The following is a 22,714-nucleotide window of genomic DNA, read 5'->3' on the forward strand; positions in this document are numbered from 1 at the left end:
AGGGGGCAATCCCAGGCGGGCTAGACCCCCAGGTAGCCCAGCACCGCTGCGGCGGCGGCCTTGATGCCGGTGTGCACGGAGCCCTTCGCCGGGGCGAAGTCGCTGGCGTGGTTCCCCGGCGCCGGGGTGGCTGCGTCCCACTGTTCGGTGGGGGTCACACCGACCGTCCAGAACAGGTACGGGCAGCCGAAGTGGCGGGGGATCTCGGAGAAATCCTCGGAGGCGGTCCACCGCTCGGAGTCCTGCGACTGGCCGCCGAAGACCGCGTCGAAGTACGGGCGGACCGTGCGGAAGAGCTCCGGGTCGTTATCCGTCAGCTCGCCGCGGGCGGAGTACTCGATGGTCGGCTCGCCGGTGACCCCGGAGGTCAGGCACTCGCCGCGGATGACCCGCTCGATGGCCTCGTAGGTGCGGTCGCGCACCTCGGTGTTGTAGAAGCGGCAGTTCAGCACCAGCTTCGCCTCGCTGGGGATGGTGTTATTCGTGTGACCTGCGATCAGGGAGCCCACGGAGATCACCGCGAAGTCGTTCGGGTCCACCTCGCGGCCCACGATGCCCTGCAGGCGCACGACGATCATCGCCGCGACGTAGCTGGGGTCCAGGCCCAGGTGTGGGGAGGAGGCGTGCGCGGATAGGCCGGGGATCGTCACGGTGATGGTGTCGCACGCCGCGAGCACGGGGCCTGCGGCGGTGTAGACCGTCCCCTGCGGGCCTGCGACCACGTGCTGGCCGAAACAGACATCGGGGCGGGGGATCGCATCGGCAAGCCCGTCCTTGATCATGTTGTTCGCGCCCTGGGTGACCTCCTCGGCGGGCTGGAACAGGGCGATGAAGGTGCCCGACCACGCCTCGCGGTGGGCGTCCATGACGGCGCAGAGCCCCAGCAGGGAGGAGGTGTGGACGTCGTGCCCGCAGGCGTGCATCACACCGTCCACGGTGGAGGCGTAGGGCAGCCCGGTGGTCTCGCGTACGGGCAGGGCGTCGAAGTCGGCGCGCATCAGCGCGGTTGGTCCCTCGCCGTTGCGGAAGATGGCGACGATACCGTGGCCGCCGATCCCGGTAGTCACCTCGCAGTCGAAGTCGCCAAGCTTTTCCGCGATCGCGCGTGCCGTGTGCTCCTCCTGGAGGGAGAGCTCCGGGTGGGCGTGCATCCACTCGTAGAACTCCTGGGTCCACCCGAGGTCACTCCCGGGGCCGGAGCCCAGGGAGTTGATGAGCTCCGCGACCGCCTCTGGTGCGGCCTGGGCGGGGGAGGTGGAGTCGGATGCAGACATGCGAAAACTTCCTTTCTTCAGCGTTCAGCCTTCAGCCGTGCGTGACTGCGGCGCGGCACCTGCGAGGTAGCGGTGCTGCCCGCTGCTAGCGGATCGCCGGGTTGTACTTCAGCTTGTTGGGGGCGTGCTCGATGTCCTCGCCGAGCTTGATTCCCGGCGCCAGGCGCCCCGCGGCCTGTGCGGCCTCCAGGCGGTGCAACACCAGCTCGCAAAGCTCCTGCGGGGTGATGGTGTTGATGTAGATCTTCGTGCCGCCCTCGAAGCCCGCGAGGGTGGAGACGCGCCACTTGATGACGATGCGCCACGGCATCGGCACGTCTACGTCCATCGGCCGGTGCAGCCACTCCTCGTTGCAGGGGATGGAAGGGCCGCTGGCGATGTGGCAGGCGTGCACGAGATCCGCGACACCCGCGCGCTCCTCCGGAGTCATCAGCCACGGCTCGGTGGTGGCGGACTTGGAGAAGACCTCCAGGGTCGGCCAGCGGTGCCCGAAGCCGGCGAAGGCGATGGCGTGCTCGTTTTCGGCGAAGACGAGGTTGTGGCGGGCGGCATAGTCCACGGCCCACTCGTTGTACATATTCGGGTTGTTGCGGACCAGGGAGATCTCCCAGTCGTTCTGCAGCCCGTGCTCGTCAATGGCCACGAGCTGCTTGTGCAGGTGCTCCATCGTGGCACCGGAGGGTTCCAGCCAGTTCTGGAAGGCCGCGACGTAGCGGACGTAGCGGTTCGCGCGGTAGAGCTGGTCCATCCCGTCGACCGTGAACTCGATGAACAGGCGGTGGTCCTCCCAGCTCATCTCGCCGGAGGACGCCAGCTGGTCCGTCGTTGTCGCCCCGGGGACGTAGTGGTCGCGCGCGATGACGACGTCGTGGCCACCGGCGAAGAGTGCCGCACCCATCTCGTGGAGCGTTTGGTAGCGGCGCTCCTCGGTGAACAGCTCGTCGATCTCCGCCTTCGGGGTGCCTGCCGCGGCGAGTTTGACGCGCAGGATGTTCTCGACGTGCTCGCAGCCGGCTTCCTCTCTGAGGTAGTCGGTCATGTGCTTCGCCGCGGCGGGGTTCATGCGGTAGCCGTAGTTCAGCGCCCAGTAGTCGTAGGTGAGGATCTCGTAGAGGTTCGCCACGCGACGGAAGAGCGGTTCGCTGTCCTCCAGCTTGCTGGCGACGACGCCGCGGTCGATGCGGACCTCGCCATTGATGTCCCGGACCATGCGGGCCTTTTCCGGGGGAGTGTCGAGCTTGCGGGCGATGCCGAAGTCGCTGGCCCGGTCGCGGTCAGCGATGGGCTCCTTGGCCAGCTGATAGGGCTCCATGGGGCGGTGACCACGGCCGGGGACAGTCCACACCTCGGTGCCGGAGAAAGGATTGACCTGCTTGATCGTCCCGTCGGGGAGCGTCGTCAGCGGGGGAACCGGGGCCGGGATGCGTCCTGAATTAGCAATCACACCTGCCGATCCTAGCTAATCAATCAGTAAAGCTGCCATACTTGGGCGCATGCCAAAGATTAGTTTTAGGATCTTGTCCACCGCTGCCCAGCGCGACGAGATCGAGCAGGATTTCCGCACCTTCATCGACTCTTTCGGGCCCCGCCTCGACGCGGAACTGGCGGTGAAGACCGGCCTGACCCCCGACCCCGAGCTGGAGACCACCTGGGTGGAGCTCTTCGGGGAGACCTCGGAGGACGACCCGACCTCCGGGACCACCCTGGACGTCGCCGTCGCGAACTACGAGGGCGGGTCGATTTCCGGGCTGGCGATGCAGTTCGCACACCTGCTCACCGTGATTGAAGATGAGCCCGCCGAGCCGCTGCTGCGTGAGGTGAAGGACGACCCGGGCACCCCGCGGGTGCCGTGGCACCTCGAGGTCGCCCCGTAGCGGCCAGGCTGTAGAAAACCATGTTTGGAGCGCTCACCCCGTCGCCCAAGAATGCTAGAGCGCTCACCCGCGGGGAGCACACCCCGAAAGCGAATGAGCGCTCGTGCCTAGCGAAGCCTCTCGCGCCTAAAGCAGGCTGGAGAGGAACTCCTGGGTGCGGGGGTGCTGGGGGTTATTGATGAGGTCCTCGGCAGGGCCCTTCTCCACGATCACGCCGCCGTCCATGAAGGCCACCTCGTCGGCGACCTCGCGGGCAAAACCCATCTCGTGGGTGACGACCAGCATCGTCATCCCGTCGTCAGCCAGGGAGCGCATGACGCCCAGCACCTCGCCGACGAGCTCCGGGTCCAGGGCGGAGGTTGGCTCGTCGAAGAGCATCAACTTCGGGCGCATCGCCAGGGCGCGCGCGATGGCCACGCGCTGCTGCTGACCACCGGAGAGCTGCACCGGGTACGCGTCCCGCTTGTTGGCCAGCCCGACCTGCTCCAACAGGGTCATGGCGTAACCGGTGGCGGTTTCCTTGTCCTCGCCGTTGACCAGCACCGGAGCCTCGATGATGTTCTCGAGCACCGTGCGGTGGGGGAAGAGGTTGAAGTGTTGGAAGACCATCCCGATGCCGCGGCGCTGCTTGGCTGCCGCTGCTTCCGAGATCTCGTACAGGGTGCCGTTTTTTTCCTGGTAGCCGATGAGCTCGCCATCGACCTCGATCCGGCCAGCGGTGACCTTCTCCAGGTGGTTGACGCAACGCAACAGCGTGGACTTACCGGATCCCGAGGGTCCGATCAGGCAGGTCACCGACCCCTTAGGGATCTCAAGGTCGATGCCCTTGAGCACGTCGAGGCGGCCGTAGTTCTTCCACACATCGCGGAAAGCAATCATGGGGACGTTCATCGATCATTCTCCGTAACGCTGTCGTCGTCCTTGATGGAAATATTGCGCGGCGGCACGCCTTCCGCATCGGTGAAGGCGGCGAGCTGGCGGGAAGTCAGCTGGCGGGAGGACCCGCGCGAGAAGTAGCGCTCCAGGTAGTGCTGGCCCACCATCAGCACGCTGGTGATCACCAAGTACCAGCTGGCCGCCACCAGCAGCAGCGGGACCGGCTGGAAGATGCTGTTGGAGATGTCCGTCGCCTTGCCGAAGAGCTCGCCGGAGTACGGCACCACGATGACCAGGGAGGTCGTCTTCAGCATGCTGATCAGCTCGTTGCCGGTCGGCGGGATGATGATGCGCATTGCCTGCGGCAGCACCGTGCGGCGCATGTTCTGCCACCAGGTCATGCCGAGAGCCTTGGAGGCCTCGGACTGGCCCTCTGGGACGGCCTGGATGCCCGCGCGGACGATCTCGGCCATGTAGGCGGCCTCGTTGAGACCCAGGCCGATGACGGCGAGCCAGAACATGTTGGACAGGAAGTCCTGCATGTCGATCTCCGCGATGCCGATGTTGACGACCTGGTAGATCGAGCCCAGCAGGCCCCAGAACATCAGCTGCACGTAAACCGGGGTGCCACGGAAGACCCACAGGAACAGCCAGGACACGCCGCGCAGCACGCCGTTGGGGGACATGCGCAGCACGGCGATGATGGAGCCCAGCACCACGCCGAGGATCATGGCTAGTACCGTCAGCAAGATGGTGTGGCCTGCGGCGACGGCGATGCGCGTGTCGAAGATGTACTGCCGGTAGGTGTCCCAGCCATAAGCTTCGTTGCCCGCGGCGCTGATGAGGAACCACGCCAGCAGGATCACGAGTACGGCGGCGGTGATCCAGCGGCCGGGGTGGCGCAGCGGGACTGCCTTATTGGACGACGGCCGGCGGCGTGGCTCGTCGGAAATCACGGTTGTCCGGGAGCTGTTGTTAGCGGTGCTCACGGCGCCTCCTGTTCATCGTGCGGTTGGTGCCCCGGCGCTTGCGGTTGCCGGTGGCGGCGGGCAGCTGGTTGTGTCGCTGGCGGGCCTGGGGCAGTGGCTTCAGGTTGAAGGTCACCTCGTCCAGGGCGCCTTCCTCCAGCCCCCAGGGCTCGAGGATCTTCTCATAGGTGCCATCGTCCATCATGTCCTGCAGGGCCGCGGCGAAGGCGTGGCCCAGCTCGGAACCCTTCGGGAAGGCCCAGCCAAATGGGGCGGTGTCGAAGGCGTCGCCGATCTGGACGAGCTTGTCCTCCGAGCGCTGGATCGCGTAGGCGATGACGGAGGAATCCGAGCTATAGGCATCGGCGCGCTTGAGGATCGTGGCGGTCGCGGCGGCATCGGCGGTGGGGTAGACCAGCTTGTCGATCGCTGGCTTTCCATCCTCGACGCAGGCCTGGCTCTTCTCCTCGACCTCGTCCGTGTCCGAGTAGGTGCCCTTCTGCACCGCGACGGTCAAGCCGCAGGCATTGTCCGGGTCAATGCTCTTTTCCCGGCCTGGCTGGGTTGCCCAGGCGATACCGGCGCTGAAGAAGTCCACGAAATCGTAGGTCTTCTGGCGTTCCTCGGTATCGGTGAAGGCCGACGCGCCGACGTCGATGGTGCCGGCGGAGACTGCGGGCAGAATGAGGTTGAAGTCCATCTGGCGCGGAACGACATCGAGGCCCAGCTTCGAACCAGCCGCCCGAACCAGATCCATCTCGAATCCGATGATCTTGCCCTGCGAGTCCTTGAACTCATTGGGGGCGTACGGGGCGTTCGCGGCTGCCGACAGGGTGCCCTTGTCCTGGAACTTCTGGGGCACCATGGCGACCAGCTCCGGTTTGGCCGGGGGGAGGATCTCCTCCCAACCATCGGGGTTGCCGAGCTCTTCATTAGTTACGCACCCGGTGAGGACGAGGGCTGCCGTGGCGAGGATCGCCGCCACAGCAGACCGGTGTTTCGGGTGATTGTTCATGCGGGCAATATTAACGGATGACCAGCTGGCGCTTAATATCGGATGCTATGGATGCCAGCTTTTCTTCCGGTGGGGCCGATGCGGGTCGCCGTTACGCTGTCCTGGGGTCCCCGGTGGGCAGGCTATGGCTCATCGCGGATGGGGAGAATCTGATCGGTTGCTGGTTCGATCAGCCTGACAGGATTCCGGATCTCACCGAGGTCAGGAAGGTCCCTGCTGCGTCCGATGCGGTTCTCGGGAGTGCTGCGAGCATTCTGGCCCGCTTCTTCGACGGCGACGTTGCGGCCCTGGACGAGGCCCGGGACCTGCCGCTGGCTCCGTCTGGTACCGCGATGCAGCAGGCTGTGTGGCAGGAACTGCGGCGCATTCCGGTGGGGCAGACACGTAGTTATCAGGAGGTAGCGCGTAGCATTGGGCGGCCGAAGGCGGCACGGCCAGTGGGTCAGGCCGTGGGCCGCAACCCCATCAGCATTCTCGTGCCGTGCCACCGCGTGGTGGGGGCCGACGGGTCCCTCACAGGTTTCGGCGGTGGCCTGGAGCGCAAGATCGAATTATTGACCCGCGAAGGAGTAAGTCTATGAAACGCCACATGGTGCATGGGTACCTGCAGGAAATCCTGGAGGACCTGAAGGACTCCGACGGTGGCGAGGTCGCGGACTACATCCCGGAGCTGGCGACCGCCGACCCGGAGCCGTTCGCGGTCGCGCTGGCCACCACCGACGGCGCCGTCTATAGCGCGGGTCTCAACGAAGGCGACGACGAGCTGGAGTTCACGATCCAGTCCGCGTCCAAGCCCTTCGTCTATGCCGCGGCGATCCAGGAGCGGGGGCTGAAGAAGGTGCGCGCCACAGTGGGCATGGAGCCCTCGGGTGAGGCCTTCAACGAGCTCAGCCTCGACCCGGGCAGCAACCGGCCAATGAACCCGATGATCAACGCGGGCGCCATCGCGGTTAACCAGCTCATCAACGGCGAGGACTCTACTGTCGAGGAGCGCACCGAGGTGATCCGGCAGTTCCTGAGCGAGCTGGCGGGCCGGGACCTGGAGATCGACTACGTCGTCTGCGACTCCGAGCTGGAGGTCGCGGACCGCAACCTCTCCATTGCGCACATGCTCCGCAGCCACGGGATCATCGAGGACATGGCCCACGACGCGGTGGAGAGCTATACCCAACAGTGCTCCGTCAAGGTCACGGTGCGGGACCTGGCGGTGATGGCCGCGACGTTGGCGAGCGGGGGAATCCAGCCGCTGACGGGCAAGCGCGTGGTCTCCTCGCTGGTCTCCCGACAGGTGCAGGCGGTGATGTCTTCTGCCGGGATGTACAACCTCGCGGGCCGGTGGATGTCCGTGGTCGGCATCCCCGCGAAGTCCGGTGTCTCCGGTGGCATCATGGGCACGCTGCCCGGCGTGATGGGGCTGGCCACGTTCTCGCCGCGATTGGATAAGACGGGAAACTCGGTGCGCGGTGTAAAAACTTTCCACCGTCTCTCGGAAGACATGAGCCTGCACCTGATGGGCCTGCGCCAGCGCGGCGATACGGCGGTGCGCGACATCATCACCCGCGAGGACGGGCCGGATGGTCGCACCACCACTATCGAACTCCAAGGAATCATTGATTTTGCGGCTGCGGAGAACGCGTGGCGTACTATTCTTCAAGAAGAAAAACTCGCCGACCGGGTGGTGTTCGATCTCTCCGAGGTCGCTTCGGTTAATGACATTGGCCGACGCATGGTCGTCCAGGGCTTCCAGGGCCTGCGCACCGCGGGCCGCAACGTTATCCTCAAAGACCCCCGAAAGCTTTTCCCTGAATTGTCATGACTCCGCAGCCCACGGCCCAGCCCGTGCAACACCAGTCCAAGCGCTTACCCGGTAAGCCGTGGGCCTACCTCGCCGTCATCGCCGCGATTTTCGTCGTGGCGCGAACCGAGCTCAGCCAGCAGATGCTCAGCTCGAAAGCCTCCCTGTTCCGCGTTCCCATCGACTTCATCGTCTACCGACGAGGCGGAGCACTGGTGCAGCAGGGTCAGGACGTCTACACCGGCGGGCTCGTGGGCAAGCTGCCTTTTACCTATCCGCCGTTCTCGGCGTGGTTGTTTAGCGCATTCTCGCACGTCCCCGCAGTAGTGGGGGCAGTGTTATGGCAGTTCGGTGCCTTCCTGCTGTTGCTCATCATCCTCGTGGCAATCATTGCCGAGCGTGGCTACCGCGTGAGCGGGGCGACAGTGGGATTTGCCACCCTGCTCGGTATCGCGAGTTTCGCGCTCGTCCCGATCCGGGAGGGCTTCTTCTTCGGCCAGATCAACCTGCTGCTCATGGCATTGGTAGCAGCGGACGTGCTGCGGTCCCCAGCCAATCGGTGGCGCAGCGATATCGGGATTGCGACGGGGATCGCGGCGGGCATCAAGCTCGTGCCCGCGTTCTTCTGGCTGGTATTCATCGTCCGGCGGCAGTGGTGGGCGCTCGCCCGCTCGGTCGCCGCTTTCTTCGTGACGGTGGGCATCGGCTTTCTCTTCGTCAAAGACGCCGGCACGTACTGGGCCGAGAAGATGCTCGACTCCTCACGGGTCGGTGAGGCGATCAACCCCGGCGCCCAGTCTCTGGGAGTGGTGCTGGAGCGCACCTTCCACACGGAGAGCAAGCTCTTCTGGGCGCTGGGCTGCGTACTCATCCTCGGCGTGACTATCGCCGTGCTGTGGCAGGCGCACAAGCAGGATCACCGCACCGCTGAGCTGGGGTTTGCCGGTGTCGCGTTGGTGATGGTCTCGCCGTTTTCCTGGATGCACCACTGGGTCTGGGTGATCCCGGTGCTGCTCTGCGTGGCTGACCAGGTGATCACATGGGTGCCCCGGTGGTGGGGGACGCTGCTGGCGATTCTGGCAGTGGGGGTGTGCGCGGTACCTTTCATCACCCGCCATATCGCCCCGGCGATGGGGCTGTGGCACCAGGTGCGCTGGCCCGGACCCTTGGCCATGGGTTATGTGCTGTGGGGCATGGTGCTGCTGGTTCTGGCCGCGGTCGTGCTCTGGTGGCCGGTCGTCATGGCGCGTGCGCACCGGGGTGAGGAGAGCGAGCCCAGCGTTACTGAAGGGGAGCGGGCCGCCGCGCCGGGCAGTGAGACACCGGATACAGGAACGCCGAGCGCTGAGGCCCCGGGCGCTGGGGCCCCGGGTGCTGAGGTGGCGACGTCCTAGCTGGCAGTAGACTGCCTACACATGGAACTGACCATCGTGGCTTTCGTGTGCATCCTCGCGGCGATCTTCGTCGGCGCGATGATGCAGCGGATCTCCGGGATGGGGCTGGGGCTACTCGGCGCGCCCGTTGTGGCGCTGGTCGCAGGCCCCGTGACGGGAGTGCTCGTCATCAACGTGGTCGCAACCGTCAACGCCGTCATGCAATCCGCCTCCGTGTGGGAGAACATCGACTGGCGGAACTTCTGGCTCATTGGACCCGTCATGGCGCTCGGGGCGCTCCCCGGCACCTGGGTGGTGCACAATACGCCACTGGGGCCGCTCCAGATGATCGTCGGTGCCCTGGTGCTCCTCGCCCTACTGGTGACCTCGCGGCTACCGGAGCGCGCGAGGGTTGATGGGCCCCAATACGCCGTCGCGGCTGGGGTGGCCGGCGGTTTCATGAACACCTTGGCGGGTATCGCCGGGCCTGCGATCACGGTCTACGCCCAGGTCTCACGGTGGCCGACTCGCACCTTCGCCGCCACGCTGCAGCCGCTGTTCTTCGTTTCCGGGGCTCTCTCGCTGCTGTTTAAGGAACTGGGTGCTGAGCAGTCGATCTTCGCCACAGCACCCATCGTGCTCTGGCCGCTGTGCCTCGTGGCCCTGGTGGTCGGCATCGCTACGGGCTCGAAACTTTCCCGCTACATTTCGCTCGAATGCGCCCACAAGCTCTCGTTGATCATGGCGACACTGGGGGCAGGCGTTGTGATGCTTCGCGGAGCGATGCAGACCTTCGGCGGCTAGTCGTGCCGCGGGGGAGAGCTCAGCTTGAGCAACACTGGCCCGCGGTTCCCCGACGCCCCCGAACAGCCCCTGGATTGCGGGCAGCGGTCGCAGCCGGTGCTCGGGCATCCCCCAATGGGCTCCCGCACTAGCTGCGCACTGCGTTCCATGTGCGTCATGATCACCTCAACGGTGCCCTGCCCCAGACCCGTTTCCAGCGCGATGTCCACCGGCCGGGTCACCCCGCGGGTGATAGCCTCTGCGACCTTGGCTTGTGGCGTCATCGGCGTCATAGGAACACCTTCAACACTTGGAAGGTTCCTACGGCCAGCAACCACGCGACCGCCAGCTGAAGCCCGAAACCGAGCAGCGTCCATTTCCAGCCGATCTCGCGGCGTTGGGCAGCGATCGTCGCCACGCACGGGGTATAGGCCAGGAGGAACACCATATAGGCCCAGACCGCAGCCAGCCCGTGCCCACCCGAGGCCTCATCGAAGTCCGCACGGATGTTGCGCGCCAGCGGAGAATCCGCCTGCGTCTCCGGATCAGCGTCGGTGACGTCCTCCACCGCGTAGGTCTGCGCCCACGTGGAGATCAGCGCCTCTTTGGCCACGAAGCCCGTTACCAGCGGGCCCGTCAGCGACCAGGAACCAAATCCGGCTGGGGCGAACACGGGGGCCATGGCCTCGGAGACCAGCCCATATGCGGAATCCTGCGGGGTCGGCCCCTCCTCGGTGAATGGCTGGCCACTTACTGGGATGGACATCAGCAGCCAAATGACAACCACCGTCGCGACGATGATGCCCCCCGCGGTCTGCAGGAATCCCTTCAACCGGGTCCACATCACCGATAGAGAAAGGCGGAAGGTGGGCAGCTGATACGTCGGAAGGTCAATTACCAGCGCCTCCGAGGGCATTGACCGCCACAGCGTGTGCCGTAGCGCAAGACCGCACACAATGACCAACAAAATGGAAAGAACATACATTGCGAACACGGCTGAGCCCGCGTGAGCCGGGAAGAAGACCTGAGCCAGCATCATGAAAACAACCAAGCGCGCAGAGCAGGACGTGAAGGGAATCAATAGACACGTCAAGATCCGGTGGCGCACATCCCCCAGCACACGAGTGGCGGAGATTGCCGGCACATTACAGCCATAACCCACCACGATCGGGATGAAGGCCTTGCCCGGCAGCCCGATCGCCCGCATCACCCGGTCAGTCACCACCGCGGCACGAGCCATATAGCCGGAGTCCTCCAGTACGGCCAGGCACAGAAACATCAGCGCCATCAGCGGGGCGAAGGTCAGCACCATGCCCACCCCGCCGATCAGCCCATCAACCAGCAGGCCGGTGACCAACCAGTGAGCCGCGCCGACGGCTTCCAATCCGGACCGGGCGGCATCGGAGACCGGGCCCATAATGAAGCCCTCCAGGCCGTCCTGCAGCGGTGCGGCCACCTTTGTGGTGATCATGAAGACTGCCCACATCACAGCAAGGAACAGAACGGGGCCCAGCACAGGGTGCAAAGCCACCCGGTCGATCCGCTCACTGATGCTCGGCCCTACCTCCGCACGCTGCACCGCAGCTTTCTCCGCCGCATCCAGATCCGCGAAACGGCGCTCCAGGTCGGTATCCGGACGCACCACCGCGGGCTCAGTCGCTAGTGCTCGCGTGACGGCATCCCGCAGGCCGCCGAGATTCTCCCGCCGGCGCCCATTCACAGCAACCACCGGCATCCCCACCGCTTTAGCCAGTGACTCAAGGTCAATGTGAATGCCCTGGTCAGCGGCGACATCCTGTTTGGTCACCGCCAGCACCACACGGTATGGGTGCTCAGCAACCTGAAAAGCCAGGTTCAGCCCACGCGCCGGAGCAGTCGCGTCGATCAGGACGACGACCACGTCGGGGCGTTCATCGGCCGGGCAGTCCACCAACATCTCACGGGTGAAGGCCTCGTCCGGGCTCAGCGGGTCCAGGGAGTACGCGCCGGGCAAGTCGATCAGGTCGATGGGGGTGTCACCGATGTGCCAGAGGCCCCGGCTGATCTCCACGGAGGTGCCGGGCCAGTTTCCGGTCTGCACTTTCGCGCCGGTCAGCGCGTTGAAGAGGGTGGACTTACCGGAGTTGGGGGCGCCCACTAGCGTGATGACCGGCGAACCTGCAGCAGCTACCGCCATTGCTGGGGCGCCGTGGCAGCTCACCGGGGTGCTGTGATCCTTCGTCATTCTCTTTTCGATCCTTTATGCCGCAGTGATGACGACGTCCAGCTGGCGCAGGGTGTGATGATCCACTGCGTAGTGGGCATTGCCGATGGTGACCACGCGGGCACCACCAGCCACCGTGCCACCCACCCGGATTTTCGTGCCCGGGCGGAATCCCAGTTCGAGTAAGCGAGTAGCGAGCGCGGGTTGCTGAGCGATGACACGCTGTAGGCAGCACTCGGGCAGGAGCGCGCAGGTGTCGGCGGGTACCTGGTCGCCGCGTAGGCAGGAGCCAGATCCGCAAGGGCTGTCCTGGCATGCTGCTGCGCGGGGCTTTCTGGCGATGGGGAGGAGCTTCATGGGTAGGTGGTCTCAGTTCTGCTCGGGAAGCGTGGGGGCTGTTCGTCGCTGATCATCCATGAGATGGCCTGGCGACTTAGTCAACCCTAAGTGATCTTTACTAAGGCTAACCTTAGCGCTCGTTTATGTGTGGGGGCAATACCGAAAGGAGATGGTTTTAGAGGCAGCGGTGAAATCTCTCGGGCGAGTACCGTGGGCGTCACGAAAATCAACAGAGAGGACAACGTGCCATGGTTACCGCGAAACAATGGGTTCTCGCTTCCCGACCGACAGGAACCCCGACGATGGAGAACTTCCGCCTCGAGCAGGTCGAGCTCCCAGACCTAGCTGAGGGACAGATCCTCGTCGAGAACACCGTCAACACGGTCGATCCGTACATGCGCGGCCGGATGAACGACGTCAAGTCGTACATCCCGCCCTTCGATCTCAACAAGCCGATGACCGGCGGGGCAGTGGGTGTGGTTCGCGAATCCCGGTCGGAGAAATTCCAGGTCGGCGATACCGTTTCCCATCCGCTGGGCTGGCAGGATATCGCCATCGTCGATGAGGGGCAGGCTAAGCCAGTCGATCTGAATGTCGCCCCAGCGGCGGCCTATCTCGGCATCCTTGGCCTCACCGGACTGACCGCCTACGTGGGGCTGACCCGCATCGCGGAGATCAAGGAAGGGGACGTGGTTTTCGTCTCCGGTGCGGCCGGTGCCGTGGGGTCTGCGGTGGGGCAGTTCGCCCGCCACCTGGGCGCTTCCCGCGTGATCGGATCGGCAGGCAGCGAGGAAAAGGTTGCCCGACTCAAGGAGCTCGGCTTCGACGCGGCCATCAACTACCGGGAGGGCGACCTCGCGGGGCAGCTGCGCCAGGCCGCGCCCGAGGGGATCGACGTCTACTTCGATAACGTCGGCGGCGATCACCTGGAGGCAGCCATTGCTCGCATGAATACCTTCGGCCGTGTTGCGATGTGTGGTGCGATTGCCCAATACAACGACACACAGCCGCCGACCGCGCCGCGAAACCTTGCGTTGGCGATCGGCAAGTGTCTCACCCTGCGTGGCTTTGTGCTGGGGCAGTACCTCGACGTAGCAGGGGAGTTCCGGGAGCGGATGGCGCCACTGATCGCCAGCGGAGAGGTTCGGTACGACGTCACGACCCGTCATGGCATTGAGGCTATGCCTGGGGCTTTCCTGGAGCTGTTCACCGGCGGCAATACCGGGAAGATGGTCGTGCAAATGTAGCGGTAGGAGGGGCGAAGCTGCGATACCCCCCTGCGAGGGCGGAGTCCGTCGCTTGGGGTTCGGAACGGTGGAGTGGGCGCAGCAGCGGAGATAGCATTAATGGAAAACAGTGCCATTATACTGGGGGTTTGACTAACTCTTTGCGATCGACTTAGGGTTGCCTTGCTTAATTGTGGCTGCCTGATGACAGGGAGCCAAAACCTCGTCGGGAAGGAACTCATACCCATGTCCCCAGCTTCAACACCCTCCGCCGAAAGCCCAGCCGCGCGCCTCCGCCGCCCATTCGCGCGTGCGCTAACCGCAGGCATCGGGCTCGCTCTTGCTGGCGCCAGCCTGGTGGCCTGCAGCAGTGAAGGCGAGCCGTCCGGCAGCGATGACCAGATCAAGGTCGTCGCGTCTACCACCCAGATTTGCGATTACGTCAAGCAGATGGACCTCTCCGAGGTTGATCTCACCTGCCTGCTGGCGCCCAATGCGAGCGCTCACGAGCTCGAGATGACCCACGAGCAGCTCAAGGCGACCTCGGAAGCAGAACTCCTGCTCGTCAACGGCGTCGACTTGGAACACTTCCTCTCCAACGCGATCGAATCCTCCGGATTCAAGGGCAACATGCTGGTCACCACCGGCGTGCTCACCGCTTCTGACGTGAAGGAGAAGCCGAAGCAGATCGAGGACGCCGACAACGGTGACTACAAGATCGACCGCGGGATCGAGCAGGTGGACGTCGCGCCCTGGCCATTCCCACCGGAGGAACCAGGCGAGGAGCCGGAGTTCACCTACGACCCGCACGTCTGGACCTCCCCGAAGAACGCGAAGGTCCAGGTGGCGAACATCGGCTACGCGCTGGAGAAGATTGCCGATGAGCGCGGCGACGAAGCGATGAAGAAGGCGATCTCCGAGGGTGTGAAGAGCTACCAGGATAAGCTCGACGACCTGGACGAGTGGACACGCGAGTCCTTCGCGACGGTGAAGGACCCGATCCTGTTCACCAGCCACGATGCATTCGGCTACCTCTCCAAGGAGTACGGTATCGACTTCATCGGCGCCGCGCTCTCCGACTTCAGCGACCAGCAGGACGCCACCGCCGACCACATTCGCAAGGCAGCTGAGACCGTGCGGAAGTCCGGAGCTACCGCCCTGTTCGCGGAGAATTCCAATAACTCGAAGTCCATCGAAGCCATCGCCAAGGCAGCCGGCGTGAAGGCGGTCGTCGGCGACGATGCCCTCTACGGTGACTCCCTGGGCCCTGCGGGCTCGGCTGGCGAGACCTACATTTCCTCGATCATTCACAACGTCACCACCCTCGTGGAGGCCTGGGATGGCAAGCTCGCCGACCTTCCTGAGAGCCTGAAGTAATGCCCACTCCATCTTCCGGACAGCCCATCGTTGAGCTTTCGGACGCCGCGTTCAGTTACGGTGGCCCGCCCGTCGTCCAGCACCTCGACGCCCGGCTCCACGCTGGTCAGGGGCTCGCGCTGATCGGGGCGAACGGCTCCGGGAAGACCACCGTGCTGCGCGGCATTCTGGGGGCGGTACGCCTTGTCGGCGGAAAGTTGGACGTCAACGCCACCCGCCTGTCCTACGTGCCCCAGGTCGCCGACCTGGATCGTAGCTTCCCCGTCACTGCCTTCGACGTCGTCGCGATGGGCGTGCTCCGGGAACTTCGTCCCTTCCAACCGCTGGGAGGGAAGAAGAAGCGCGTCTACCAGGCCCTGGAAAAGGTCGGACTCGCGGAACGTGCGCACGTGCGCTTTGGCAGCCTCTCCGGTGGGCAACAGCAGCGGGTTCTGCTTGCCCGAGCCGTCGTTGCGCGCACCGAACTCATTCTGCTCGATGAACCATTCAACGGACTGGACTCCCAGAACCGAGAGATGCTGCTGGACCTGTTAGAAGAGCTGAAGGAAGAAGGCACCGCGATCATCGCCTCTACCCACGATCTCGTCCTGGCAGAACGGGCCTGTGACTACACCCTCATCGTTGCTGAGCAGCCGATCTTCGGGCCGAGTGCCGAGGTGGTGCCGCTGTATGTGGGTTGATCTAGCACTCGCGCTGGGGGTATCGCCCTTCATGTTTCGCCCGCTGGTGCTGCTGCTCGCACTGGGACTGGTCTCCGGCCTGGTGGGGGTGATCGTGAATCTGCGCAGCCTCGAGTTCAACGCTGAGGCGATGGTGCATTCGATCTTCCCCGGCATCGTCGCCGGTGCAGTGTTCGGCGGGATCGACATGATCATTCCGGCTGCCTCGGCGCTGGCTCTGGTGGTGGCTGTGCTCCTGGCGGTGGTGTCCCGCTCGCGGCTATCCGAACCAGGGGTGGCCGTGGTGCTCACCAGCTTCTTTTCCCTAGGGGTGGTGCTTTCCCTGAAGAAGGGTGACCAATCGGGGCAATTGGAGGCGCTGATGTTCGGCCGGCTCCTCGAGGTCACGGATTCCCGACTCAACAGCGCGCTGCTGGTGTGCGCTGTAGCGCTCGTGGTGATCGCGGTGACGTGGCGGCGGCAAGTCTTTGTTGCCTTCGACCGCGTCGCGGCGGCCGCCAGCGGAATCAACTTGTGGGTCATTGACATCGCGATCAACGTGGCTGTTGCAGCCATCGTCGTGTCTTCAGCCAGTGCGGTCGGAGTACTCCTGGTGGTTGGCTACCTCATCGTGCCCGGTGCGGCAGCCCGGTTAGTGGCCACGAGGGTGCGCACGATGGTTCCGATCTCGGTGCTCATCGGCTGCATGAGTGGGGTGGTGGGCCTCGCCCTCGTCCCACTGGGACCGGTGTCCCCGCAGGCAGTGGTCGCACTCACCGCCGTCGGCTTCTACTTCTTGGCCCTTGGGGTGCGGTGGCTGAAGGTAGGGGTGGGCCGCGATGCTTGATATTCTTCTGCTCCCCATCATCGAGGTCATCGCCGTCGGAATGCTCGCCGGGCTGGTGGGTGTGTTCGCTGTGCTCAATAGGCAGGTCTTCTTCGCCGAAGCCATCACCCACGCCACCTTCCCCGGGGCAGTCCTCGGAGTGGTCGTGGCTGCTGCCCTCGGTCTGAACTTCGCGGGGATCTCGGCGTTGCTTTTCCTCGGCGCATTACTCATGTGCATCCCCATCGGAGCCCTGTTCGGACTCTCGAAATTTGGAACGCCCTCTGCCGCTGCTGGCATCGTGCTGACGTCCGGATTCGCGCTGGGGTATTTCCTCAACAAGTTTTTCGCACCACTGCCCGTCAAGGTCGAGAGCTTCCTGGTTGGTAGCGTGCTCAACGTTGATTGGGTGGACATCGGAATTTCCCTCGGGCTGCTCGCAGTCACTCTGCTCATCCTGTGGGGTGGCTGGCGGAAGCTGGTGTTCTTCGCCTTCGACCCTGAAGCATTCGGGGTGTCCCACAATCGAAGGTTTGCGCAAGGGATCATCAGTGCGCTTATTGTGGCCACCCTGGTGGCGCTCATCCCTGCCGTCGGGACGATCCTTTCGATCGCTCTGCTCGTGGCGCCCGCCGCCGGCTTGGTGGGAGTGTGCTCCAATACTCGAACCCTCCTCATCGCCGCGCCACTGGTTGGAGTTGCGATGGGACTCATTGGCCTCGGTGTTGGTGTCTGGGCGGATCTTTCGGTCGGCGGCTGCATCGGGGTGAGTGCAGGTGTCGGATATCTGCTGTTGAAGCTGTTCCGCTAACCACCCTGGCCTTGCCCGGCGGAAGTGGCGGAAAAGAAGAACCCCGCTGCGACCTGGCGTTAATGCTGGTCGCAGCGGGGTTAAAACGTGCCCCCGGTGAGACTCGAACTCACACTGGACGGGTTTTGAATCCGTTGCCTCTGCCAATTGGGCTACGGGGGCGCAATAGGTCAAAGCATACGGCAGCGCCCTGGTGGGCACAAAACAGCGGGCGGGGTGCGGTTCAGTAGGATGGCGGGCATGACAACCGGTGGTAAATCTGAAGAAACCCTGCTCCTCCTCGACGGGCATTCCCTTGCCTTCCGGGCGTTCTACGCCCTCCCGGCGGCGAACTTCTCGACGACCGGCGGGCAGCACACCAACGCCGTCTACGGATTCCTGGGGATGTTCCTGGGGCTGGTGGAACAGGAAAAGCCCACCCACATCGCCGCCGCCTTTGACCTTTCGGGCCCGACCTTCCGGGAGGCGGAGTTCCCCGAGTACAAGGCGCAGCGCCCAGCCACGCCGCCGGAATTCAAGGGCCAGATCGAGCTGATCCGCGAGACCCTGAAGGCACTCGGCATCACCACCCTGGATAAGGAGAGCTACGAGGCGGACGACATCATCGCCTCGCTGGCCACCCAGGGGCATGACGCGGGCATGAACACCCTCATCTGCACCGGTGACCGCGACTCCCTGCAGCTCGTCGAGGACGACGTCACCGTCCTCTACACCCTGCGCGGGGTCTCCGAGCTCCACCGCTTCACCCCGGAGGCCGTGGAAGAGAAGTACGGCGTGACCCCGAAGCAGTACCCGGATCTCGCGGCACTTCGCGGCGATACCTCGGACAACATGCCGGGCGTGCCGGGTGTGGGACCGAAGACCGCCCAGAAGTGGATCCAGAAGTACGGTTCCCTGGACGGCGTCATCGACAACATGGACGACATCCGCGGCAAGGTGGGCGAGAACCTGCGCGCCTATGTCGCCGACGTCCAGCTGGCCCGGAAGATCACAGAGATGGTCCGGGACCTGGACATGGTGGACAGCTTGGACACGCTGAAGCCGGCGGATATCGACCCGAACGACGCGCTGGCGATCTTCGAGAAGCTGCAGTTCGGCAACACGCTGCGCAACCGCACTTTCCGCACCCTCGGGGTGGAATTCGAGGACACCACCAGCATCCCCGTCACCGAGGAGGAGCTGACCCCCGGCAAGCTCGCCAACTGGCTGAAGAAGAACGCCGCCTACCAGGAGGGGCGTGACGCGGTCGCAGAGGCGCTCGCCGTGGACATTGACGGTGAGACACTCGGCCTGCTCAGTGCCGAAAATAAAGGCCTAAGGCTTGACCTTGCCGCTCTGGATGCGAAGGACGAGCAGGTGCTGCGCACCTGGCTGGCCGACCGGGGCGCGCCGAAGTGGTTCCACGATTCCAAGCAGAGCTTCCACGCACTGCGGCAGCAGGGCTTCGCCCTCGACGGGGTGGAACATGACACCTCCGTGGCTGCCTACCTCGTCCGCCCGGACCTGCGCAGCTGGTCGCTGGGGGATGTGCTGCAGCGCCACGCGGGCCGCGACCTGCCTGAGAACTCGGGCAGCCTGGAGCGTGCCCAGGCCGTCCGCGAGCTGGTCGGGATCATGAACCAGGAGCTCACGGACGCCGGCCAGGCCGAGCTCTACTTCTCCATGGAGGTGCCCCTGACCCACATCCTGGCGGAGATGGAGGCCCACGGCATCGAGGTGGATAAGGCCGCCCTCGAGGAGCTCGCCGCCGAATACGAAGCCCAGATCGCCGACGAGGTCACCGCCGCCCGCGAACTCGCCGAGGACGATCAGCTCAACCTCTCCAGCCCCAAGCAGCTGCAGAAGGTACTTTTCGAGGACTTTGGCCTGCCGAAGACCAAGAAGACGAAGACCGGCTACTCAACTGCTGCCGCGGAGCTGGAGAAGCTGCAGCAGCAGACCGAACACCCCTTCCTCAACCACCTCATGGCGCACCGTGAGTACCAGAAGATGAAGAGCACCATCGACGGCCTCATCAACGCCATCGACGGCGACGGCCGCATCCGCACCACCTTCAACCAGAAGGGAGCGGCGACCGGCCGACTATCGTCCTCGGAACCGAACCTGCAGAACATCCCCGTGCGCACGGAAGCGGGCCGCAAGATCCGTTCCGCGTTCCGCGTCGGAGAGGGCTACGAGACGCTGCTGACCGCCGACTACTCGCAGATCGAGATGCGCGTCATGGCGCACCTTTCCGAGGACGCAGGTCTGATCGAGGCCTACCGGGCGGGGGAGGACCTGCACAACTACGTCGGCTCCCGAGTGTTCGACGTCCCCGTGGACGAGGTCACCCCGGAGCTACGCCGTCGCGTCAAGGCCCTCAGCTATGGCCTGGTCTACGGGCTCTCCGCGTTTGGACTCAGCCAGCAGCTGGGCATCAGCCCGGGCGAGGCCAAGGGGATCATGGAAAACTACTTCGACCGTTTCGGCGGCGTGAAGCGCTACCTGGATAAGGTCGTCGAGGCGGCGAAGGAAACCGGTTACACAGAGACGCTCTACGGTCGCCGCCGCTACCTGCCGGAGCTGGCCAGCTCGAACCGGGTGGCTCGGGAGAATGCCGAGCGTGCCGCCCTCAATGCGCCGATTCAGGGTACGGCTGCGGACATCATCAAGCTCGCGATGCTGCGGGTGGATCGCGCGCTGCGCAATGCGAATCTGAAGTCCCGGGTGCTGCTGCAGGTCCATGATGAGCTCGTGCTGGAGATCGCGCCCGGTGAGCTCGAGCAGATCCAGCAGCTGTTGGAGGAGAACATGGATTCGGCAGCCAGCCTGCGGGTCCCCCTGGATGTCTCCGCAGGCCACGGCGAGAACTGGGATCTCGCCGGGCACTAGCCTTCGCCCCAGCGTTGTAGCATCGCCGCCACAGCGCCGCCGCGACGTGCGTGTGGCGCCACCCCGTGCGTGTGGCGCTACCCCCACAGCAATGCGAAACCCCACGGTGATCAGTTCAATCATTCACCGTGGGGTTTCTCGCCTTGTTACAGACGCCTTCTAGGACGTTGCGGTGGCTTCGGTTTTGTCGCCCCCGAAGCGCCGTTCCGCGATAACCATCGCAGCTACGATCGCTGCCCCCAGCACGAACAGAACAATGGCACCACCGACATTCTCGCCCGGGGCGAGCAGACCAGCGGCGTCGTCCTGCCATGGCCACAGCGCGCGCAGGCTTCCCAACAGCAGACCGGCCATCGCAGCCAGCGTGACGGTGCGGTGCTCGTTGAGCATCTTCTCCAGCAGGCGGACGAAGACCACGATGCCCGTCAGCGCGCCGAGGGCGAACACGCCCAGGTAGGTGAAGTTGCGTTCGTCCACCGCGCCGAGCGTGGCCTCGTAGAGGCCGACGGCCAGCAGGAAGAAGGAGCCAGACACTCCGGGCAGCACCAGCGCACAGATCGCCACCGCTGCGGCGAGGAACACGATGATCAGGTGCGGTTCATGCTGCGTGCTGCTGGTGAACCCGGTGGCCCAGAACGTCAGCACCGCGAAGATACCCATCACCGGCAGCACCTTCGCCCAGCTCGCTGAAGCGCTCTTCCAGTCGATCATCAACAGTGGCACGGCGATGGAGACCATCACCATGCCGAGGAATAGTGCACGCGCTGCGACTGGCTGGTTGGTGACGAAGTCCTTCATTGGACCAGCCATGAGCACCACGATCAGTCCCATGCCAATGAGCATCGGGATCAGTAGCCACCAGTCCACGTCGCGGAAGCGTTGGCCCGCCTTCGCCCGGTCCTTCGGCAGGGTCTTGACCCCGTCGAGGAAGACGTTGGCGTTATAGATCACGCGCTCGTACACGCCGGTCACCAGCGCGATCGTGCCGCCGGACACACCTGGCACGAGCTCGGCCAGGCCAATCAGGCCGCCGCGAATCGCGTTGAGGATGACCGTGAGCGCGGAGGGCTTGGTCTTGTCAAAGCTCACGCCGCTGGAGCTGCCAGCCGTGTCGGCCGGGTATTGCTCCGATGCTGCGGAGTGCGAAGAGTAATCAGTCACCCGAGGTACTTTACGGCCGAATCCTTGCAAAAGACACCAGGCACGCTGGGTTTATTTACGGACGTCAGGTTCGGGCAATCCGCAAGAACAATGGGGCAGCCCTGTGCTCGGCCGGTCTGGGAGCCCTAGGGTGGAGGGCATGGCTAACACAGAAACTTGTCGTCTCGGAGTCTGGCAGGGCGAGGGCATCGGCCCGGAGATCGTCGCCCCGACGGTGCAGGCGGTGGAACTTGCGCTACAGGCCAGTGGGGAAGCGACACCGGAGTTTGTGCCGCTGCTGCTGGGCCGCGAGGCGATCAACGCCACCGGAAGAATCGTGCCGGAAGAGACCTGGGAGACGATCACTGGCTTGGATGGCTGGATCTTGGGTCCTCACGACAATGTGTCTTATCCGCCGAGCGTGGCGGGCCAGCTCAACCCTTCTGCTCATCTGCGCAAACAGGCGGATCTGTGGGCGAATATTCGCCCGGTGCGTGGCGTGCCAGGGGCGGTGCACCCGGACCTGGACGTGGTGATCGTCCGGGAGAACACCGAGGGCATGTACGCCGACCGCAACATGCTGATGGGCAGCGGCGATATCACGGTCAACGGGGAAGTCTCCCTGGCGATCGGCGTTTTCACCCAGACCAAGATCCGCCGCATCGTCCGTCGCGCCGCCGCCATCGCCGCCGCCCGCGACGGGGTGCTCACGGTGGCGCACAAGTCCAACGTGCTGACCGAGACCTCGGGGCGCTACGTCGCCGAGGCGAAGGCCTGCGCGGAAGAGTTCGGGGTCGAGGTTCAGCCCGTTCATATCGACGCCCTGTGCGCCGAGCTGGTGACCCGACCGGAGCGCTATGCCACGATCGTGGCCGAGAACATGTTCGGCGATATCTTGAGCGACCTGGCCGGTGGGCTGGGTGGTTCGCTGGGGATTGCGGGCAGTATCAATGCCAGCGAGTCGCAGGTCATGGCACAGGCGGCGCACGGTTCCGCCCCGGATATCGCGGGGCAGGGCATTGCCAACCCGGCGGGCATCATGAACTCCGCCGCGCAGATGCTCGACTCGTTGGGTTATCCGCAAGCTGCGGAGCTTCTGGAAGGCGCGGTACGCGAGGCCGTGGTCAAGGCGCCGACCGCGGATCTGGTCCGAGAGGCTGCCGCAGCAGACCCCGAGACCGCAACGCCTGTGGCAGATGAGCCTGCTGTGGCGCGTGGGGTGGAAGGTGCGCCCCGCCCCGCCACGACCGAGGAATTTGCAAAACAGGTGTTTGTGCAGCTAAAGCCTCTCGTGTAACCTTCAG

21 protein-coding genes and 1 tRNA gene are annotated in these 22,714 nt (G+C 64.6%); 12 read left to right on the forward strand and 10 right to left on the reverse strand.

Annotated elements, in window-relative coordinates; genetic code table 11:
• Positions 1 to 20: 20 nt before the first annotated feature.
• Both QP413_RS00775 and QP413_RS00780 read right to left on the reverse strand, forming a co-directional pair.
• On the reverse strand, positions 21 to 1,274 hold the full coding sequence (locus QP413_RS00775; RefSeq protein WP_284780103.1) for an amidohydrolase: 1,254 nt from the start codon (positions 1,272 to 1,274) through the stop codon (positions 21 to 23).
• Positions 1,275 to 1,359: 85 nt separating this feature from the next.
• The gene (locus tag QP413_RS00780) at positions 1,360 to 2,718 is read right to left on the reverse strand and encodes a DUF4921 family protein (protein WP_070761921.1); all 1,359 of its coding nucleotides are present in this window, start codon (positions 2,716 to 2,718) and stop codon (positions 1,360 to 1,362) included.
• 49 nt (positions 2,719 to 2,767) lie between these two features.
• Here QP413_RS00780 and QP413_RS00785 point away from each other — a divergent pair, with 49 nt between their 5' ends.
• Positions 2,768 to 3,148 (forward strand): hypothetical protein, encoded by a 381-nt coding sequence (locus QP413_RS00785; RefSeq protein WP_284780104.1) that lies wholly within the window; start codon positions 2,768 to 2,770, stop codon positions 3,146 to 3,148.
• Positions 3,149 to 3,274: 126 nt separating this feature from the next.
• On the opposite strand, the gene QP413_RS00790 is transcribed toward QP413_RS00785, so the two are convergent.
• Genes QP413_RS00790 through QP413_RS00800 form a run of 3 tightly spaced genes read right to left on the reverse strand, consistent with a single transcriptional unit; the run spans position 3,275 to position 6,007 of the window.
• Positions 3,275 to 4,039 (reverse strand): amino acid ABC transporter ATP-binding protein, encoded by a 765-nt coding sequence (locus QP413_RS00790; protein ID WP_070758094.1) that lies wholly within the window; start codon positions 4,037 to 4,039, stop codon positions 3,275 to 3,277.
• A complete protein-coding gene (locus QP413_RS00795; protein WP_284780157.1) occupies positions 4,036 to 4,980 on the reverse strand; it encodes an amino acid ABC transporter permease in 945 nt (314 codons plus the stop codon). The genes QP413_RS00790 and QP413_RS00795 overlap by 4 nt, the downstream gene beginning before the upstream one ends.
• A 19-nt stretch (positions 4,981 to 4,999) precedes the next feature.
• Positions 5,000 to 6,007 (reverse strand): ABC transporter substrate-binding protein, encoded by a 1,008-nt coding sequence (locus QP413_RS00800; RefSeq protein WP_284759311.1) that lies wholly within the window; start codon positions 6,005 to 6,007, stop codon positions 5,000 to 5,002.
• A 47-nt stretch (positions 6,008 to 6,054) separates the two neighbouring features.
• Here QP413_RS00800 and QP413_RS00805 point away from each other — a divergent pair, with 47 nt between their 5' ends.
• From QP413_RS00805 to QP413_RS00820, 4 genes are read left to right on the forward strand one after another with little or no spacing between them, the layout of a single operon-like run.
• Positions 6,055 to 6,588, forward strand: coding sequence for a methylated-DNA--[protein]-cysteine S-methyltransferase (locus QP413_RS00805; RefSeq protein WP_284780106.1), 534 nt, complete (start codon positions 6,055 to 6,057; stop codon positions 6,586 to 6,588).
• Positions 6,585 to 7,823 carry a glutaminase gene (locus QP413_RS00810; protein WP_070761925.1) on the forward strand — a complete coding sequence of 413 codons (1,239 nt, stop codon included), beginning with the start codon at positions 6,585 to 6,587 and terminating at the stop codon, positions 7,821 to 7,823. The genes QP413_RS00805 and QP413_RS00810 overlap by 4 nt, the downstream gene beginning before the upstream one ends.
• Positions 7,820 to 9,196, forward strand: coding sequence for a glycosyltransferase 87 family protein (locus tag QP413_RS00815; protein ID WP_284780107.1), 1,377 nt, complete (start codon positions 7,820 to 7,822; stop codon positions 9,194 to 9,196). The genes QP413_RS00810 and QP413_RS00815 overlap by 4 nt, the downstream gene beginning before the upstream one ends.
• 21 nt (positions 9,197 to 9,217) lie before the next feature.
• Complete coding sequence (locus QP413_RS00820; RefSeq protein ID WP_284780108.1) at positions 9,218 to 9,979, forward strand: sulfite exporter TauE/SafE family protein; 762 nt, start codon at positions 9,218 to 9,220, stop codon at positions 9,977 to 9,979.
• On the opposite strand, the gene QP413_RS00825 is transcribed toward QP413_RS00820, so the two are convergent.
• Genes QP413_RS00825 through QP413_RS00835 form a run of 3 tightly spaced genes read right to left on the reverse strand, consistent with a single transcriptional unit; the run spans position 9,976 to position 12,518 of the window.
• Positions 9,976 to 10,251 (reverse strand): MarR family transcriptional regulator, encoded by a 276-nt coding sequence (locus QP413_RS00825; RefSeq protein WP_284780109.1) that lies wholly within the window; start codon positions 10,249 to 10,251, stop codon positions 9,976 to 9,978. The two genes, QP413_RS00820 and QP413_RS00825, sit on opposite strands and share 4 nt — an antisense overlap.
• Positions 10,248 to 12,182: a ferrous iron transport protein B gene (gene feoB / locus QP413_RS00830; RefSeq protein WP_070761928.1), complete on the reverse strand. Its 1,935-nt coding sequence runs from the start codon at positions 12,180 to 12,182 to the stop codon at positions 10,248 to 10,250. The genes QP413_RS00825 and feoB overlap by 4 nt, the downstream gene beginning before the upstream one ends.
• A gap of 15 nt (positions 12,183 to 12,197) precedes the next feature.
• Positions 12,198 to 12,518: a ferrous iron transport protein A gene (locus QP413_RS00835; RefSeq protein WP_012360397.1), complete on the reverse strand. Its 321-nt coding sequence runs from the start codon at positions 12,516 to 12,518 to the stop codon at positions 12,198 to 12,200.
• 230 nt (positions 12,519 to 12,748) lie between these two features.
• Between QP413_RS00835 and QP413_RS00840 the strand changes: the two genes are divergently transcribed.
• From QP413_RS00840 to QP413_RS00860, 5 genes are all read left to right on the forward strand, one after another.
• Complete coding sequence (locus tag QP413_RS00840; RefSeq protein ID WP_012360396.1) at positions 12,749 to 13,747, forward strand: NADP-dependent oxidoreductase; 999 nt, start codon at positions 12,749 to 12,751, stop codon at positions 13,745 to 13,747.
• Positions 13,748 to 13,972: 225 nt separating this feature from the next.
• The gene (locus tag QP413_RS00845; RefSeq protein WP_070758108.1) at positions 13,973 to 15,103 is read left to right on the forward strand and encodes a metal ABC transporter substrate-binding protein; all 1,131 of its coding nucleotides are present in this window, start codon (positions 13,973 to 13,975) and stop codon (positions 15,101 to 15,103) included.
• Positions 15,103 to 15,783: a metal ABC transporter ATP-binding protein gene (locus tag QP413_RS00850; protein WP_148811986.1), complete on the forward strand. Its 681-nt coding sequence runs from the start codon at positions 15,103 to 15,105 to the stop codon at positions 15,781 to 15,783. Before QP413_RS00845 ends, QP413_RS00850 begins: the two co-directional genes overlap by 1 nt.
• Complete coding sequence (locus QP413_RS00855) at positions 15,773 to 16,609, forward strand: metal ABC transporter permease (RefSeq protein ID WP_070758112.1); 837 nt, start codon at positions 15,773 to 15,775, stop codon at positions 16,607 to 16,609. Before QP413_RS00850 ends, QP413_RS00855 begins: the two co-directional genes overlap by 11 nt.
• Positions 16,602 to 17,399 (forward strand): metal ABC transporter permease, encoded by a 798-nt coding sequence (locus QP413_RS00860; protein WP_284780112.1) that lies wholly within the window; start codon positions 16,602 to 16,604, stop codon positions 17,397 to 17,399. Before QP413_RS00855 ends, QP413_RS00860 begins: the two co-directional genes overlap by 8 nt.
• Positions 17,400 to 17,487: 88 nt before the next feature.
• Here QP413_RS00860 and QP413_RS00865 read toward each other — a convergent pair.
• Positions 17,488 to 17,561, reverse strand: a tRNA-Leu gene (locus tag QP413_RS00865).
• Positions 17,562 to 17,630: 69 nt separating this feature from the next.
• Here QP413_RS00865 and polA point away from each other — a divergent pair.
• Positions 17,631 to 20,270 carry a DNA polymerase I gene (gene polA / locus QP413_RS00870; RefSeq protein ID WP_284780113.1) on the forward strand — a complete coding sequence of 880 codons (2,640 nt, stop codon included), beginning with the start codon at positions 17,631 to 17,633 and terminating at the stop codon, positions 20,268 to 20,270.
• A gap of 159 nt (positions 20,271 to 20,429) precedes the next feature.
• Here polA and QP413_RS00875 read toward each other — a convergent pair whose 3' ends face one another.
• A complete protein-coding gene (locus tag QP413_RS00875) occupies positions 20,430 to 21,461 on the reverse strand; it encodes a DUF368 domain-containing protein (protein WP_284780114.1) in 1,032 nt (343 codons plus the stop codon).
• Between the two features lie 109 nt (positions 21,462 to 21,570).
• Between QP413_RS00875 and QP413_RS00880 the strand changes: the two genes are divergently transcribed.
• Entirely contained in the window at positions 21,571 to 22,707 is a 1,137-nt protein-coding gene (locus tag QP413_RS00880) for an isocitrate/isopropylmalate family dehydrogenase (RefSeq protein ID WP_012360389.1), read from the forward strand.
• The last annotated feature ends 7 nt before the right edge of the window (positions 22,708 to 22,714 follow it).

The organism is Corynebacterium sp. UMB4614 (assembly GCF_030217065.1).
GTDB lineage: Bacteria > Actinomycetota > Actinomycetes > Mycobacteriales > Mycobacteriaceae > Corynebacterium.